This is a genomic window from Gemmata algarum (assembly GCF_034097035.1).
Taxonomy (GTDB): domain Bacteria; phylum Planctomycetota; class Planctomycetia; order Gemmatales; family Gemmataceae; genus Gemmata; species Gemmata algarum.
The window spans coordinates 32,726-49,393 of sequence record NZ_JAXBLV010000110.1 but is presented as its reverse complement, the minus strand read 5'-3'; the positions used below and the strand labels follow the sequence as shown (position 1 = coordinate 49,393).

At 64.8% G+C, this 16,668-nt stretch carries 14 protein-coding genes; 6 read left to right on the top strand and 8 right to left on the bottom strand.

The genetic code is table 11. The features are described 5' to 3' along the window. The first annotated feature begins 107 nt into the window (after positions 1 to 107). Both R5W23_RS09535 and R5W23_RS09530 read left to right on the top strand, forming a co-directional pair. Complete coding sequence (locus R5W23_RS09535) at positions 108 to 1,217, top strand: DUF1559 family PulG-like putative transporter (RefSeq protein WP_320686129.1); 1,110 nt, start codon at positions 108 to 110, stop codon at positions 1,215 to 1,217. A gap of 67 nt (positions 1,218 to 1,284) precedes the next feature. After that, positions 1,285 to 1,752, top strand: coding sequence for a hypothetical protein (locus R5W23_RS09530; RefSeq protein ID WP_320686128.1), 468 nt, complete (start codon positions 1,285 to 1,287; stop codon positions 1,750 to 1,752). 81 nt (positions 1,753 to 1,833) lie between these two features. On the opposite strand, the gene R5W23_RS09525 is transcribed toward R5W23_RS09530, so the two are convergent. The 8 genes from R5W23_RS09525 to folE form a co-directional block, all read right to left on the bottom strand. After that, positions 1,834 to 2,136: a hypothetical protein gene (locus tag R5W23_RS09525; RefSeq protein ID WP_320686127.1), complete on the bottom strand. Its 303-nt coding sequence runs from the start codon at positions 2,134 to 2,136 to the stop codon at positions 1,834 to 1,836. Between the two features lie 19 nt (positions 2,137 to 2,155). Continuing rightward, a complete protein-coding gene (moaA, locus tag R5W23_RS09520; RefSeq protein WP_407936112.1) occupies positions 2,156 to 3,169 on the bottom strand; it encodes a GTP 3',8-cyclase MoaA in 1,014 nt (337 codons plus the stop codon). 91 nt (positions 3,170 to 3,260) lie between these two features. Next, entirely contained in the window at positions 3,261 to 3,833 is a 573-nt protein-coding gene (locus tag R5W23_RS09515) for a histidine phosphatase family protein (RefSeq protein ID WP_261189196.1), read from the bottom strand. Between the two features lie 14 nt (positions 3,834 to 3,847). Beyond that, positions 3,848 to 4,261 carry a molybdenum cofactor biosynthesis protein MoaE gene (locus R5W23_RS09510; RefSeq protein ID WP_261189195.1) on the bottom strand — a complete coding sequence of 138 codons (414 nt, stop codon included), beginning with the start codon at positions 4,259 to 4,261 and terminating at the stop codon, positions 3,848 to 3,850. Between the two features lie 17 nt (positions 4,262 to 4,278). Further along, positions 4,279 to 4,563 carry a hypothetical protein gene (locus R5W23_RS09505; protein ID WP_261189194.1) on the bottom strand — a complete coding sequence of 95 codons (285 nt, stop codon included), beginning with the start codon at positions 4,561 to 4,563 and terminating at the stop codon, positions 4,279 to 4,281. A 130-nt stretch (positions 4,564 to 4,693) separates the two neighbouring features. Continuing rightward, entirely contained in the window at positions 4,694 to 4,939 is a 246-nt protein-coding gene (locus tag R5W23_RS09500) for a MoaD/ThiS family protein (protein ID WP_320686125.1), read from the bottom strand. 24 nt (positions 4,940 to 4,963) lie between these two features. Further along, a complete protein-coding gene (locus R5W23_RS09495) occupies positions 4,964 to 7,993 on the bottom strand; it encodes an FAD-linked oxidase C-terminal domain-containing protein (RefSeq protein ID WP_320686124.1) in 3,030 nt (1,009 codons plus the stop codon). Positions 7,994 to 8,078: 85 nt separating this feature from the next. Next, complete coding sequence (gene folE / locus R5W23_RS09490; protein WP_261189191.1) at positions 8,079 to 8,723, bottom strand: GTP cyclohydrolase I FolE; 645 nt, start codon at positions 8,721 to 8,723, stop codon at positions 8,079 to 8,081. A gap of 246 nt (positions 8,724 to 8,969) precedes the next feature. On the opposite strand from folE, the gene R5W23_RS09485 reads away from it, so the two are divergent. The 4 genes from R5W23_RS09485 (at position 8,970) to R5W23_RS09470 (ending at position 16,659) form a co-directional block, all read left to right on the top strand. Beyond that, the gene (locus R5W23_RS09485) at positions 8,970 to 10,766 is read left to right on the top strand and encodes an acyl-CoA dehydrogenase family protein (RefSeq protein WP_320686123.1); all 1,797 of its coding nucleotides are present in this window, start codon (positions 8,970 to 8,972) and stop codon (positions 10,764 to 10,766) included. A gap of 200 nt (positions 10,767 to 10,966) precedes the next feature. Beyond that, positions 10,967 to 11,329 (top strand): hypothetical protein, encoded by a 363-nt coding sequence (locus R5W23_RS09480; RefSeq protein WP_261189189.1) that lies wholly within the window; start codon positions 10,967 to 10,969, stop codon positions 11,327 to 11,329. 325 nt (positions 11,330 to 11,654) lie between these two features. Next, positions 11,655 to 12,656, top strand: a complete 1,002-nt coding sequence (locus tag R5W23_RS09475; protein ID WP_320686122.1) for a DUF1559 domain-containing protein — start codon at positions 11,655 to 11,657, stop codon at positions 12,654 to 12,656. A 568-nt stretch (positions 12,657 to 13,224) separates the two neighbouring features. Beyond that, a complete protein-coding gene (locus R5W23_RS09470) occupies positions 13,225 to 16,659 on the top strand; it encodes a PVC-type heme-binding CxxCH protein (RefSeq protein WP_320686121.1) in 3,435 nt (1,144 codons plus the stop codon). Positions 16,660 to 16,668 lie beyond the last annotated feature (9 nt).

Here is a 16,668-nt window from a genome sequence, read left to right as displayed (position 1 = left end):
CCGGCTCCCGCGGCCCGGGTGACTCGCCCCGGGCCGCGGCTCGCTCGCCCGCGTCTGTTGTTTTGCTCGTCGGCTCATTCTCTCTCCACTCGCCGGAGGTCTCTCCCATGCGGCGCGTTCGTCCCGGTTTTACGCTCATTGAGTTGCTGGTCGTCATCGCGATCATCGCCATCCTGATCGGGCTCCTGCTGCCCGCGGTGCAAAAGGTGCGCGAGGCCGCCGCCCGCACCCAGTCCGCGAACAACCTCAAGCAGATCGGGTTGGCCCTCCACTCCGCTCACGACACCTTCGGGGCCTATCCTCCGGTGCTGGTGAACCAGTGGGCGTCGTTCAACAGCGGCCCCCCGGGCCAGGTCCACTACAGCGGCCCGTACGTGCCCGACAGCGCGAGCACCGCGGGGAGCGACAAGACCACCTTCTTCTACGCGCTGCTGCCGTACATCGAGCAGGCGGCGCTGCACAGCTCGATCAACGGCTACCAGTGGTTTTTGATGGGCACGCGAAAGGACGACGCGAGCAAGTTGGTCGGCTCCTCGACCCCGAAGACGTATATCGCGCCGGCCGACGTCAGCGCCTACCAGTACGTGAACTGGGCCTGGCCGTACACCGGCAACGGTACGACGTACCAGATGGGCTTGGTGAGTTACGCGCCGAACGTCCGCGTGTTCGGTCAGGCCACCGGCAACGGCGGGTTCAGCGTGTGGGACGTGGCCTGGAACAACGCGGGGGGCGGCACCCGGCGCGTGGGCGGCATCACCGACGGCACCTCCAACACCATCGCCGTCGTCGAGAAGCAGATGGTCTCCGGCAACACCCAAATGTCCTACAAGGACTGGGCGGTCAACGACAGCGGTGGGACCAGCAACGGCCCGTTCGGGGTCCAAATGTGGGCCACCACCGACTGCCCGCCCGAGGGGCTGCCGTTCTTCGGGTGCAACTGCAACGATCCGACCCAGAGTTGGGACGACAACTTCGGGCAGTGGTGGCTCGGCAACTGCCGCATGGTGAGCGGTGATTCGAACGAGTACTTCCAGACCCCGAGGAACCGGTTGGTTCCGGCCCAGCAGCAGGTCTACAACCTCTACCCGTTCTACGCGGGCGGGCTACAGGCCGTGATGTGCGACGGCAGCGTCCGCACCATTAACACTTCCGTGTCCGTGCAGTCTTGGAGCGCCGCGGTCACCCCGGCGGGCGGTGAGGCCATCAGCCTGCCCTGATGCACGCCGGCCCCGGCCGACCGGCCGTGGCCGTTCGCATCACGGGTCCCAACATCCGGAGGTTACCATGCGGCGGATCGTGCGGCTTGGGGCGGGAGTGCTGTTGGCCGCGTGCGGGGTGCTGATGACCTCGTGCGGCGGGTACGTGCGCGAGGAGCGGCTCCCGGAAACCGGGGCGACTCTCGAAGGGACGGTGACCTATGGGACCGAAAAGGTTCCGGCCGCCCTCGTCATCGTCGCGGGGGCTGGTGGGTCGGCCACCGGCCACGTCGATGAGGCGACCGGGCGGTACAAGGTCGAAAACGCTCCCCTCGGAGAGGTGAAACTGGCAGTTAACACGGCACCGGTTCGGGGTGAGATGCAGGGCAAACTGATGTCCGGCTACTACAAGGGACCGGAGGCCAAAGGCAAGGGTGTCACGGCCCCGCCCAAGATCGTTGACGTGCCGGCGAAGTTCGCGAACCCGGCGACATCCGGGCTCTCGACCACCATCAACGTTGGAGCGAACACTTACGAGATTAAGCTTCCCCGGTGAGTCTGCGGGTCGGTCCGTGCAGTCACCTGTCACCCGCTTCGCCCCAGATGCGGCGAAGCGGGTCGCGTCTTCTGGAGCACTTTATCCAACGAAGTAGGTGTACAGCGATAGGCTGAGAGAAGCGACGGCCATCAGCCACGCGACGAGGAGCAACTTTGTGTTGCGGCGTTGTCGGGCGCGGAGCAGTTTCGCCGCAGCTTCTATTTCTGCCTTCAGGGCCGCAGTCGTGAGGGACTCGGCCCGGAGCTCGCGGACGGTTGCCGCGAGCTGGTCCAATTGGGCTTCCAGGCGAACGACCTTTGCTCGGAGGTCGCGAATGACCGCGTCGGTCTCCTCCGGGCTGTCGAAGTCGTCGCCATCGTTTTCGTCGTCGAAACGGCTCATGGCTTGACTCTTTGGGCGTTCAGCCGCCGATGGCGTGCATGGTGCGGCCGGGCTTCACGAAGGTCGCGGTGTTGATCTCGTGGCCCCGCCATTTGGCCCACACGCTCGTGCGCAGGGCGTTTGCAATTCCCGACTCATCTATTGTAGCCTGCCGTAAAAATCCTTTCACGTCAGTTTCATCGAGCGCGAACAGACAGTTGCGTAACTTGCCGTCGGCGGTGAGCCGGAGGCGGTTGCACGACGCGCAGAACGGTCGCGATACCGACGCGATTATCCCCACCGTTCCACCGCCATCGCTGTAGGCGTAGTCCAGTGACGGGGAAGATGGGTCGTGATTCGCCGGTACTAACTCGCCCACCCCGCGCTGAACGCGATCGAGGATTTCGGACGCGAAGAGCACCTTCTCGCGCTCCCACGCCTCGGCCCCGATAGGCATGTACTCGATGAACCGCAACTCGAAGCCGTTGGCCCGGCAGTAACGGGCGAGCGGGACGACGTCGTGTTCCGCGAACCCGCGGACGGCCACCGCGTTCACCTTGATGGGAGAGAACCCCGCCCGTTTGGCTCCTTCGAGACCGGCGAGTACCCGTTCGAGCCCGTCACGCCGGGTCAGAGAGCGGAACCGCGCCGGATCGAGGGTGTCGAGCGAGACGTTGAGTCGCCGCAATCCCGCATCGAACAGCTCCTGGGAGTGCTCAGCGAGCAAAATGCCGTTGGTTGTGAGGCCAATGTCGGTGAGCCCGGGAACGGCCGTCAGCAGCCGCACGAGTTTGTAAAGCTCTTTCCGCATCAGGGGTTCGCCGCCAGTGAGCCGAACCTTGTTCACACCCAGCGGGACGGCCACGCGAACCAACGCCGCGATCTCTTCGAAGGTCAGTAGCTCCGAGCGGTCTTGGAACGTCACGTCCTCGGGCATGCAGTAGGTGCAGCGCAGGTTACACCGGTCCGTGACGGAAATGCGCAGGTTGTTATGGGTGCGGCCGAACGAGTCGCGAAGCGCGGAGCCCGGTGCGGGCGGTGTGGGGCGGGACACCGGCTCCGGATCGGAAGCGAGTCGTAACGGGTGTCGCGCGCTCACGTCTTCGTTCCGTTCTTGCTCTCGGTCCCGGGCTTCATGCCGAAGCCTAGCTGTTCCAAACCTGGATTGCGGGCTCGGCGAGGTTGTGGTGGTTGAAGCCCAGGACGCTCAGCGTGGCCGTGCCCAACAATATTGAGGTCGCGAGCGTCACCGGGTGTTCGATCCATCGCGCCGCGATCACGCGCAGAATATGCCCGTGTGCGAAGCAGATGACGTTGCCGTGAAGGCCCTTCAACTTGGTCACGAGGCGATCGACGCGGGCCTTAACCTCGTCGGGGCTTTCACCGCCGGGTGCGCCGTCGCGGAACAGGTTCCACCCGGGCCGGCGCGCGGCAATTTCCTTACTCTTTAGCCCTTCAAATTCCCCGTAATGCCACTCCAGCAAATCCGGGTCCGTGCTGGGCGAAAATCCCGCGAGTTCCGCGGTTCGGCGGGCGCGTGACAGAGGGCTTGTGAACTGGTGATCGAATGTGATGCCTCTGAGCCGTTCGCCGAGCTTCCGGGCCGATTCTTCGCCCGGACCGGTGAGCGGCAGGTCGGTGCGCCCGGTGTGCTGTCCGGACTTCGACCATTCGGTTTCGCCGTGGCGCGCGAGGTAGATCGTAGGCAGGTCGTTCATGGGGTGGCCGTCCGTCATTTTGATTGGTGGACCCATTCCCCGGTTCCGTCCGGCGCGTTCTCTTTCTTCCAGATCGGTACCAGTTCCTTCAGCGTATCGATTACGTAGCGGCAGGCGTCGAACGCGTCCCCGCGGTGCGGGCAGCTCGCCGCGACCGCCACGCTCACCTCTCCCACTTCGAGCCGGCCGAGCCGGTGGGTGATTGCGAGTTCGCCGATCGGCCACCGCTCTCGGGCCGCCGCTTCGATCTCGGCCAGTTTCTTTTCCGCCATCGGCGCGTAGGCTTCGTACTCCAGAAACACTGTGACCCGCGCACCGGTGAGGTCGCGCACGGTCCCGAGAAACAGCACGACCGCCCCGCAGTGCGGGCGGCGGACACTCTCGGTCAGTGCGTGGTAGTCGATCGGGTCGTGCGTGAGCCGGAACATATTGGAAGTGTAGCGTCTTACCGGCCCCCGATGAACGCATTCTTCGGGATGAACAGCTTGTGCCCGCTCGGCTCGATGATCGTGACTCCTTCTGGGTCCCAAACGGTCGTGCAGTGGGTGAAGTAGTTCGGGTCACTGGAAGGGTTGTGGAACTCGTACTCGGTCCAGTGTCCGTACAGTAGGTCACCGTGAAAGTGGGATACAACGCCGATGCCACAGTGCCGGAACCGGTTCGGTTCGTTCCACCACGACGAACGGTCAACGACGAACACCACGTATGGGTCGTTGCTTCCGAAATTCACGTGGCTCGGCTGTTCCCAGCGGGCACGGACGTGACTGATTGGGATCTGGAGTAGCGCCACGGATAAGAGGCATGCCGCCCCGAACAGCGGAACGAGGCAGCAGCGCCAACACGAGCGGCTTGTACGGCTCTCATCCGCCGCTGACGGGGGGGATGACGGCGCATTCGTCGGCTGGGGCGAGGACATGTTCGTCGTCCGTGGTGTCGTGGTTCACAGCGACGGCTGAGCGCGCGAGCAGGCTTCGCGCGAGCGGCAGCCGGTTCCCCAATTCGAGCCGGAGGGCACCAACAGTTGCCCCGTCCGGCAGGACCACCGTCACGGTGTCCGTGCCGGCAAGGTCGCGGAGGGCGGCAAACAGCTTTATCGTAAGTGTCATGGTGACGGCCCGTGCGCACCGTGGCTAATCGCTCACCAGCCCGCCGAGTGGTTTGCGGAACCGCTCTTCCAACTCGGGAAGCAAGCCGTAGGCGTAGGCGAGGTACTGGATCGGGTGCAGGGTGCGCTTACCGCTGCCCTGTTCCATCTGCATCCGGCAGGCGCTGCATTCGGTCGAGCCGAACAGGACGCGCGGGCGGTTCAACTCGGTCAGCATACCGGCTCCGGCCACGAGTGAGGTGTCGAAGTTCTCGGCCTTGAGCCCCCAGGTGCCGGCCATTCCGGAGCAGCCAGCGTCGATCGTATGCACTTTCACCCCGGGAATGAGTTCCAGCAGCCCCGGTCCGCGGACCGCTCCGCGCAGCGCTTTCATGTGGCACGGGATGTGATGCCCCAGTGTAACGTCGAGCGGTTGGAAGTCGGTGCGCAGTTTCTTCGCGGCGTGTAGCTCGCCCAGGTAGGTCGTGAGTTCGACCGTGTGTGCGGCCACGGCAATTGCATCGGGATCGTCGAGGATGTCCTGGTAGTCCTGGGTCAGCATGAGCGCGGAGGTCGGCTCCAGGCACACGATGCGGAACCCGTGTCGGGTGAGGTCCGCGAACACGCGAATGTTGCGCAGCGCGCGCTCGCGGGCGGTGTCGAGGTCCCCCTTTGCGAGCGGAGCGACCCCGCTTCCCACCTGGCGCGATGGCACGTGAACCTCGATCCCGTGGTGCTGTAGCACCCGGACGGCAGCCACGCCAATGAGGGGGTCGTTGTACGCCGCGAACACGTCCGCGAAGAGCGCCACGCGGGGCGTTCCGGGCCGCGCGGGAGTGACGCTCGGGCGGCGCATGAGCCCGAGCCCGCGGGCGCGACGGAAGAACGTTCTCAGGTGGAACGCCGGCAGCCGGCGCCGGCGCGAGACGCCGAGGAGCTTCTCCAGCAGCCACCGGGCGGAGCGGCGGCCGAGCAGGGCGTTGACGAGCGGGGCGAAGTTGCTGCCGAGGGCCGCGAGCACTTCGGTGCGGGCGAGCACCCAATCCCCGCGCTCCAGTCCGTGTTCCGCGTGGCGTTGGGCTTTGGCTTCGAGCATGAGTTTCGGAACGTTGACTTTGGCCGGGCACTCGTCGCGGCACATCTTGCAGTTGACGCACAACTCTGCGACGGTCCGCACCTCGTCGGGGGTGGCGGCGGTCGGGTCTCCCAGCACGCGGAGCATATTTGCCATGCCCCGTGGGGTCGCGTGCTCGTCGCCGGAGGAGCGGAACGCGGGGCACATGCGTTCCGGGGGCGTGCGGGTGCGACAGTCGCCGCACCCGTTGCACCGGGTCGCCTCGGCTTCTGGCGCGGCCGTCCAGAGGAGCAGCGGGGTGCGGGGCGGGGGCTCGGGGGCGAGGGGCACGGAACCGGTCTCGGCTTCCGGCTCGGCTCGTCCGTCTTGTGCCCCCTCTTCTTCTTGCCGTTCGTGCCGGTGCGGCTTTCGGAGGGGCCAGGCCTCGCGGCTCGGGTCCGGCCCGACGATCTTCCCCGGGTTGAGGATGCCTTTGGGGTCGAAGATCCGCTTGAGTTCACGGAACACCGGCATCAGTGTGCCGAACTGCCGCTCCACCCACGGGGTGCGGGCGATGCCGGTGCCGTGCTGCGAGCTGACGGTGCCGCCAAGCGCGAGCGCGAGCGCGTGAACCGATTCCGCGAGCGGCCAGAGCTTTGCCCGGTCGGTCGGTTCGCCGAGGTCGAGCAGCGGGCGCGTGTGAACTTGGCCGGTCAGCGCGTGGACCAAGAACGTGCCGCTTAGCTCGAATCGCTTCAGAATGTCCTGGACGCGGGTCAGGAATTCGGGCAACGCCTCGGCCGGTACGCCCACGTCTTCGATGCACGCGACCGGGTGGGGGCCGCTTTGGGAGCGCAGGCCCGAGACGGCCGCGTCGCGGATGTTTCGGATGTGAGCGACCCCTTCGGGGGCGCAGGTCGGTTCCGCGAGCACGCGGAGGATGTGCTCGCGTTGAAGCGATTCGATCGCACCCCACGCGCGCTCCGTGGCGCGGTGCTCGCTGTCGGCCTCGAATCCGACCAGTAGCGCCGCCCCGACGGTCGGAATGCCGTACCCGCGCGTCAGAGCGAGGAGGCGCCGCTCGAGTAGGTCGCACAGCACCGGGCTGTATTGGCGCAGGGCGAGGCCGGCGCGAACAGCGGCGTCGAGGGTCGGAAACCCGATGAGGCTGAGGCACGTGCCACCCGCGACCGGGACCGTGCGGAGGGTCGCTTCGGTAACGACCGCAAGTGTACCTTCCGATCCCACGAGCAACTTTGTGAGGTCCGGACCGGCCCCACCGAGCACCCCGTGAAGCTGATACGCGCACCGATCGAACGCCGTTCGCACTCGGGCCGTCGCAATGCGTTCGGCGTGCTGGGTGAGGAGTTCGGTTACGGCGCGGGAAATCGCTCGTTGGCGCAGTGGAGCGGTTTCTCCTGGGCTGCCTGTGGTGGGAGCGGGAAAGTGTGACTCTGGCGGTGATTGCGGTCCGGGTTCGCTGACGGGAGAACTTCCGATTTGGTCCCGTTCGCCGTTGTTCCACACCACACCCAGACCCGCAACGTGGTCCCGCGTGTATCCGTGAAGGAACGCGTTTGCGCCGCTCGCGTTCGTTGCGATCATGCCCCCGATGGTGCAGGTCGCGGCACTGGCAGGGTTGGGCGCGAACCGCCGGCCGACCTGTGCCAGCTCGGTGTTCAGGTCTGCAAGAACGGCACCGGCCTGAACGGTTACGGTGTCGGGGCCGATCGCGAGCACCTTGCGGAAGTGGCGGCTCAGGTCCAGCACCACTCCCCACGTCAGGGATTCGCCGCTCAATCCCGTTCCGGCGCCGCGTGGGGCGAGTGGGATCGCGTGCTCGTGACAGTACCGCACGAGGTTTGCGATGCTTTCCACGTCTTCCGGGACCGCGACGAGGGCCGGTTCTGTGTGGAACGGGCTGGCGTCGGTGGCGTAAAGGCCGCGCGTGAGCCGGTCGAAGTGGAGCCGTCCGCGGAACGAGCCGCGGAGGTCGTCAATGATCTGGGTTTCGTCGAGCACGGCGTGCGGTGGACCGTGAGAGTGGGCAGACACAGGGTAGCAGAATTTCCGACGGAGGGCTGCCCACTGCTGGGGGGCCGGCTCGCTATTTCCCGCCGAACACCAGTGACATCATTTCCGCGCGGGTGGCAGGGCTGTCGAGGAACCCGCCGCGCATCGAGCTGGTGATGGTCATCGCGCCGGGCTTCCGCACCCCGCGAATGGTCATGCACGAGTGGCTCGCCTCGATCACCACGCCCACGCCGCGGGCCTTCAGGTGCGTCATCACAAGGTCGGCAATGTTCTCGGTCATGCGCTCCTGAACCTGCGGGCGCCGCGCGACGGCGTCCACCACGCGGGCGAGTTTCGAGAGGCCGACGATCTGGCCGTTGGGGAGGTAGGCGATGTGGGCCTTCCCGAAGAACGGCAGCAGGTGGTGTTCGCAGCACGACGCGAATTCGATGTCTTTGACCAGCACCATCTCGTCGTGCTTCTGCGTGAACGTTTTCTGGAGGTAGACCGCGGGGTCGGTTTGCAGCCCCGCGAACACCTCGGCGTACATCCGGGCCACGCGGTCCGGGGTTTCGAGCAGCCCCTCACGGTCCGGGTCCTCGCCGACGGCGAGCAGGATCTCGCGCACCGCGCTGCGGAGCCGGGCGTGATCGACTTTCAGCGGCGTGATGGCGTTGGAGCTGCGCGGCGCCTCGTCGGCGTCGTCGGGCGGGGGCGTGTGTCGGCTGATCTTGCTCAAGCGGCGGCTCCGGGGAGGGCGAACCGTACCGATTCGCGGGAGTATTGTAGGTGGTTTTGGTGGGCGGCGAGGTGTCGGAAGGTGTGCGGGCGCGTCGCGGGCTGGCCGCGCGTGCCGTTTTCGTTCGGGCGAAATCGGCCGCCACTTCCGGTCGCAGCGCGGCAACGATTTCTTGACCCGGCGGGCGGTATAATACCGTATCGCACGATCCACCTCTCCAGGCCCTTCGGAACGAGGGTTTCAAACATGGCCCTAACCGCACAGCAGATCGCTGAGCAACGCAAGGACGTTGAAGAGCTCATTGCCGGTCCGGACGTCGGGTTTGCGAAGGCTCTCTTCTTTGGCAAGTTCAAGGCGAGTTTGCTTTACCCGTACCCCGTGCTCCCGCCCCACCATCGGGCGGCGGCGGACGAGATGGCCGCGAAGGTGCGCGTCTACGCCGAGTCGCACATCGATCACATGCGCATCGACCGCGAGGCGCGCATTCCGGATACCGTTGTTCAGGGGTTAGCGGACCTCGGCCTGTACAAGCTCACCATCCCGGCCGAGTACGGCGGGCTGGGGTTCGGTCAGCAGCAATATCTGAAGACGATGGAGGTGCTGGGCGGGCACGACGCGAGCGTCGCGGTGTTCGTCAACGCGCACCACTCGATCGGTGTGCGCGCGCTGTGCCTGTTCGGGTCGAAGGAGCAGCAGGCGCGCTGGCTCCCGGGGCTGTACGACGGCTCGAAACTGTGTGCCTTCGCGCTGACGGAACCGGAAGCGGGATCGGACGCCGGGAACGTTCAGACCACCGCGACACCGACCGAGGACGGTTCGGCGTACGTTCTGAACGGGACCAAGCACTACATCACCAATGGGGGGATCGCTCACGTCCTCACCGTCATGGCCCGGACCCCGGACCCGTCGAGCCCGAAAGGCAAGGTTAGCGCCTTTCTGGTGACGCCCGACATGCCGGGCTTTGAGGTCGTCGAGGCGCGAGCCGAGAAGTGCGGCATTCGTGGCACCGCGACCGGTAAGATCCGGTTCACGAACATGCGCGTGCCAAAGGAGAACGTACTCGGTCAACTCGGCCGCGGGCTCCAAGCGGCCTTGACCGTGCTGAATTACGGCCGCGTAACCTTCGGCGCGACCTGCACCGGCCACGCGAAGGCCTGCATTCAGGCGATGACAACGCACGCCAAAAAGCGGGTGCAGTTCCAGCAATCGCTGGCAGAATTTCAGCTCGTGCAGAAAAAGGTCGCGTTCGCGGCGGCGCACTGTTTTGCGATGGAGGCTGCGACCGCCGAGTGCGCGGCGTTCATCGACCGCGGTGCGCCGGACTACATGTTGGAGACAGCCATCCTGAAGGTGTTCGCGACGGAGCACCTGTGGACGATCGTGAACGACACACTCCAGGTGTACGGCGGAAAGGGGTATTTCTGCGACCAGCCGGTCGAGCGGTGGATGCGTGACGCTCGCATCAACACCATCGGCGAAGGCGCCAACGATGTGCTGAAAGCGTTCATTGCGGTGGTGGGGTGTCGCGGCCCGGGGGTGTACCTGAAGGGGCTCCAAGACGACATGCTCGGCGGTCGGTGGAGCTTGCGTAAGTTGGGACAGTCGCTCGGGGTGGTCGGGCAACTCGCGGCGCCGTGGCTTACGACCGGCACTCCGGAAGTCCCGGTGACCGCACCGGAACTGAAGGACGACGCGTACACGCTGGCCCGGCTCGTGCGCGAGTTCGGGTTGAAGCTCCCGCACGTGTTCATGGCCGCGAAGACCGAGGAGAACTTTGCGGTGTCGGAGCTGGTTCACGAGCGCATCGCAGACATTGCCATTGATCTTTATGTGAGCGCGTGCGTGCTGGCCCGGCTCGATTCCCTGCTCGGACTAGCGGGTGAGAACGGCCCGGTGGAGGCCGATCCCCACGCGGACCCGGTTGCCGGAAAGTACTTCCTGAAGCTGGCGTTCCGCCGCATCCGCGAGCGGTTCGCCGCGCTCGACGATAACGACGACGCTTCGCTTTTGGAGAGCGCCCGGGCGACGATTGTGAAGTTCTGAGGGGTGCTCCCGAGTGCGGCATTTCGTGAACTAGGATTGCGCTGGTGCGAGCGCGCTGAGCTGTGCGGATTAAGGCGCTAAGGGCCTTAGCACGGTCGCTACCGAAGTGCTCGCCAGAACCGCCTTTGCAAAGGTTGTGGTACGCCCCCTCGGTTTGAAAGCCGGCGGGGCGCGTCGTCGGTTATATGACTGGGATGCCGATGGAACCGAAGCTTCAAGAGTTGCTGCAAGCCGTCATTGCCAAGACGCCCAAGGGTGAGCTGAAGTGGCGCTCGCATTCGGACGAGTCGTTTCGGGTGGCAGTCGGTTCGGGCCACGTTCACATCAGTCGCAGCCCTGGGCGGACCGAAGGTGAAAGCGACGCGCCGGTCGCGCGGACGTATTTAGCTCAAGTCACCGACGCCCAACGGCGTGTTGTGACCGAGACGCAGGCCACGACCGGTCACGAGGGCGATGGCGCATTACTTGCGGAGTTGTTTGAGGTTGCCCGAAAGTCTGCGTTGAAGACGGAGAGCGTGCTCAACGAAATGTTGGACGTGCTGCGCGGCACTGCGGCACCGTGATTGGCTTCTTCGGACCCGGTACCCGATTCGTTTCACTTCTCTCGCATGACGCGCCGGATTGTCGGCGCGTCTGTGCATGTTAAGCCAATTTGTTGTCGGATTGTTGCCGCGTCTCGCTGTCGAACAGCCGGTTGCCGCCGCGCTTCGGGTTCGTCGATGGTCCGCTCGATTGGAGCGGCATTTAGATTGTCCTGCGCGGAACGTTTGATTTCGCTTGACCGGCTCGTCGGCGGAGTTTAGAAATTGATTGCACGGGTCCATTTCAATTGTTCTTGCCGCTCATTACTCCAGTCACTCCCGAGCGGCACCTTCTCCCGAGGCGCTTATGTCCGCTTTCTCTCTCCCCAGACCGAAGCGTGGGTTCACGCTGATCGAGCTGCTGGTGGTGATCGCAATCATCGCGATCCTGATCGGCCTGCTGCTGCCCGCCGTCCAGAAGGTGCGCGAGGCCGCCGCGCGCATGAAGTGCTCCAACAACCTCAAGCAGCTCGGACTGGCGCTGCACAGCTTCCACGATGCCAACGGGCGGTTCCCGGCGGCCGGTGTCCTCACGATGGCCAAGCCGGTGCCCGCGTCGAACGCGCCGCCCAACCACCACACCTGGCTGACCTACTTGCTCCCGTATGTTGAGCAAGACAATTTGTTCAAGCAGACGAACATTAACGCCCCGGCCTGGGGGCAGGCCATCGTATCGACCGACGTGTCGTTGTTGCGATGCCCGTCGGATCCCGGCTACGGCAAATCCGACGAGACGCACAATATCGCCGTCACGAACTACGCCGGGAGTGAGGGCTACCACTGGTGGTCGACCGCGGTTTTCGACCCGGGTACCGGTAAGACGGGGGATTACTCCGGGCTGTTCACGGTCAACCGGACCTTTAAGTTTGCTGACGTTACCGACGGCACGTCGAACGTTGTGGCTATTGCGGAAGTGACGAGCTACGGCTTCAAGAACGGGCCGTTCAACAAGCAGGGCGGTGGCATTCTCCGTGCCCGCGGGAGCGAAGCGGTACACCGGGCTGCGTTCGTCTTCACGGGGTATGCCGGAACCTCCAAGTTCCCTCCGTTTATGGGGCCGGACGGGTCCGCCACCCCGAGCGTGGATGGGCAATGGGTTAGCGGGTTGACCGCACCGTACAGCTTCCCGCCGACGTACTTGACCGCCTGGGGTATCAACTGCGACTGGCCCGGGGCTCATTCGATGCACGGGAGTTCGGTTCAAGCGGCCCGCGCGGACGGTTCGGTTGGCACCTACACGACCAGCATGTCTTGGCCGATTTGGGTGGCGGTCAACGGTGTCGGTGACGGCGCCGTTGTCACCGAGTGATGCCTGTGTTTGCCACCTCGGACGAGGAGGCGAAAGGCCCGGTCTGTTGGGTGTGTTGACTTCGCTCGGGTTCGTTGCCGTTTGTCGGAACGGACCCGCTCCTTTCCCAGTTGAATTGAACAGAGGCCGGCTTCCGATGAAGAAATCCTTTGCTCTCCTTGTTTTTAGTGTGATGTTGGCGGCTGTCGGGTGCGAGGGGAAGACCCTTCCGAGCGGTCCCGTTGATACGTCCGACCCCAACAAGACTTACGGGGGTATGGCTCCCTTGCCGAAGGGCGGGAAAGACCCCGTCAAGCCGGGTGGGATGCCGAAAGCTCCTTGAGGCGAATGAGGAGCTTCTGCCTTCTCATTTTGCTTGGATCTGATCGAACGTGTGAGTCAACGGGGGCGGAAACGCGGCGCACTGATAGTGCCGTGTTTCCGCCCCTGCCGCGTTTTTCACACCATTTCGCTTGGCGCTAATTGCTCTCTGCGGCGCTCATGTCGCTCGAGCCGTGCGGTTGCCGCCTCTCCCCGTCTGCGGTAGCCTCAACATATCGCCAGGTTCCCGCCAACGGAGCATCTCCTAATGCCTCGCTTCCTTCTCGCGTTGCCGTTGTTTGCGGCGACAGCGTTCGCGCTCGCCGTGCCGCCGGAAGGGGCCGGCACTCAACCCAGCAAGAAGGGGGCATCCGGCGATGATGACGCCGCGGTTGCGCAGGTTAAGGCCGCCGACAAGGGGCTGAAGGTCGAGGTGTGGGCGTCCGCGCCGACGATGGCGAACCCGGTGTCATTCTGCTTCGACGAAAAAGGCAAGTGTTACGTTGCGGAGACCACACGGTTCGAGAACGGAGTTCCGGACACCCGCGGCCACATGAAGTGGCTGGACGAGGACCTCGCGAACCGCAGCATTGATGACCTGCTGAAGATGTACAACAAGCACAACTACAAGGGTTACGAGAAGTACAGCGACCAAGTGCGCGTTGTGTGGTCCAGCAACGGTCGCGGTCCGGCGGATAAGAGCGAGGTGTTTTCCGGCGGCTACAACCGGCCGCAGGACGGGCTCGCCGCCGGCGTGCTCGCCCGCAAAGGGAGCGTGTACTTCACCTGCATCCCGGATCTTTACCAGTTGAAGGACACCAACGGGGACGGGAAGGCGGACGAGAAGAAGTCGCTGTTCACTGGTTTCGGTCCGACGGTGCAGTTCCTCGGCCACGACCTTCACGGCCTTCGCATGGGGCCGGACGGCAAACTGTACTTCAGTGTGGGCGACCGCGGGTTCATGGTAACCACCAAGGAAGGAAAGAAGCTCGAGTACCCAAATACGGGTGCTGTTCTGCGGTGCGACCCGGATGGCGCGAACCTCGAAGTGGTTCACAGCGGACTGCGCAACCCGCAGGAGGTCGCCTTCGACGACTTCGGCAACCTGTTCACTTACGACAACAACTGCGACAGCGGCGACCGCGCGCGGTGGGTCCACATTGTTGAGGGCGGCGACAGCGGGTGGCGCGGCGGGTTCCAGTACAGCACCGGGTACCACACTCCGGAAGTGCCGCAGGGCAACCGTGGTGCGTGGAACACCGAGAAACTCTGGCACACGCAGCACGAGGGACAACCCGCCTGGATCGTGCCGCCGCTGTTGCACTTCGGTAACGGACCCGCCGGCATCACGCACTACCCGGGCATCGGGCTGAACGACAAGTACAAGGATCACTTCTTTGCCTGCGACTTCACGTCCAGCGCGGGTAGCAGTGTGATCTGGGCGGTGTCTGTGAAGCCGAAGGGCGCGAGCTTCGAGGTACAAAAGCCGGAGCCGTTCTTGCGCGGGATGGTGCCGACCGACTGCGAGTTCGGCCCGGACGGCGCGTTCTACTGGTCGGACTGGGTCGGCGGGTGGGCGCCACAGAACCGCGGGCGCATCTTCCGTGTGACAGACGCCGAGGCGATGAAGAACCCGCAGGTGGCCCAGGCCCAGAAACTGCTTGCGGAAGGGTTCGAGAAGAAAACCGTTGCGGAACTTGCGAAGCTGCTGGAGTTCCCGCACCAGCAAGTCCGGCAGGAGGCTCAGTTCGAGTTGGCTGCGCGGAAACCAGAAGAGGCGCTGAAGTCGTTCGAGGGTGTTCTCAAGGACGGGAAGAATCGACTCGCACGGTTGCATGCCGTTTGGGGTCTCGGGCAGATTTCCCACAAGAGCAGTGAGGCCGTTCGGTCACTAGTCGAGGCGCTGGGCGACTCGGACGGCGAGGTGCGCCGGGCCGCGGTCGAGCAGATCGGGAAAGTGTCGAGCCCGTCCGTCGCGAAGGTGCAGGCTCTGTTGACGGACCCTGACGACCGGGTGAAAGCGGCTGCGGCGGTCGCGTTCGGGAAAATCAGCCGGCCGAAATTAAGTGTGCTCCCGACCGGCGAACTTAGCACGTTCACCCCGCTGTTCGACCTGCTTCGCGCGAACAACGACAAAGACCCGTATCTGCGCAACGCCGCGGTGATCGGGTTGGTGAAGCTTACGACTAACCCGGTTGATCTCGTCAACGTGTGGAAGCAGGCTAAGCAGACGGATCAAGCGAAGTACGATGTGCCCGCCGTGCGCATGGGTGTGGTCCTTGCCCTGCGCAAGCTCAAGAGCGAGAAGGTTGCCGAGTTCGTGGCGGACGCGGACGCGAAGATTGTCGCGGAAGTGGCCCGCGCGGCCTACGACGAACGTATTGAGGGCGCTATTCCGTCGCTTGCAAAGCTTGTGGAAAAGAGCGGGCCGGATGCGATCGCCTTCCGTGCCCTGGCTGCGAATTACTTCGTCGGGACGCCCGAGTGCGCCGCCCGCGTCGCGAACTTCGCCGCGCGTCAGAGTGAGCCGGACTACGTTCGCGCGTTCGCACTGAAGTTGCTCGGCGACTGGTCGAAGCCGCCGCGCCGCGATCCGATCACCGGGCTGACGCTCGACCTCGCGCCGCGTGACACCAAGATCGCGGCCGGGGCGCTGCTCAAGGCCGGCGTCGCGGTGTTCGCGGGCAGCACGGTTGTGCGGTCCGAAGCGGCGCAGGTGGCAGCGAAGCTGAACTTGAAGGAGTTCGGCCCCGCGATGGCCGCTATCGTGAAGGACGTGAAGAGCCCGCTGCCGACGCGAGTGGAGGCGCTCTACGCCGTCGATGCACTCAAGGCGACCGAGGCCCGCGACCTGGCAGCGTTCGCCCTTGCGAGCGACGAACCGCGACTCCGCGCCGCCGGGCGCAGCGTGAAGGCGCGCCTCGCTCCCGCCGAGGTTCTGAAGGAACTACCCGCGCTGCTTGAGAACCCGAACGTCTCGGTCGCCGAGAAGCAAGGGGCGTTCGCAATTCTGGCCGCGCAGAAAACGTCCGACGACGCCGACCAGTTGCTCGGTCTGTGGCTCGATCGCCTGAATGACGCCAAGGTTCCCGGGGCGCTCGCGCTGGACGTAGTCGAAGCCGCCGAGACTCGCGCGAACGCACCGAAGTTGAAGCTGTCGGTCCCGTTGAAAGAAAAGGTGGAAGCTTACCGCCGCGTCCAGAATCGGCTCGCGAATGATCCTAAGGGCGACAAGCTCGCGGCTTACGCCGACGCGCTTGAAGGCGGCGATGCGGATAAAGGGCGGAGCCTGTTCCTGAACAACTCTGCGGTGTACTGCCAGCGGTGCCACCGGCTCGACGGGCAGGGCGGCGACGTCGGCCCCGCACTGAACGGTCTTGCAGCGGACGCCGAGAAGACCCGGCGCTACCTGCTCGAAGCGGTCGTGGCTCCCAATGCGAAGATCGCAAAGGGCTACGACACCGTGATCTTGTTGCTCGCCGACGACACCACCGTCTCGGGTGTGGTGAAGAGCGAGGACAAAAAGGAGATCAAGCTCGTCACCGCGGAGAACAAAGAGCGCACGATCGCGGTTGAGGACATCCAGCGCCGGCGCACCGGCCCGAGCGCGATGCCGGACGATTTACACAAGAAGCTGAGCCGGCGCGAGCTGCGGGATCTGGTCGAGTTCCTGACGAGCTTGAAGGACCCGTTGAAGAAGTAATAATGGTGT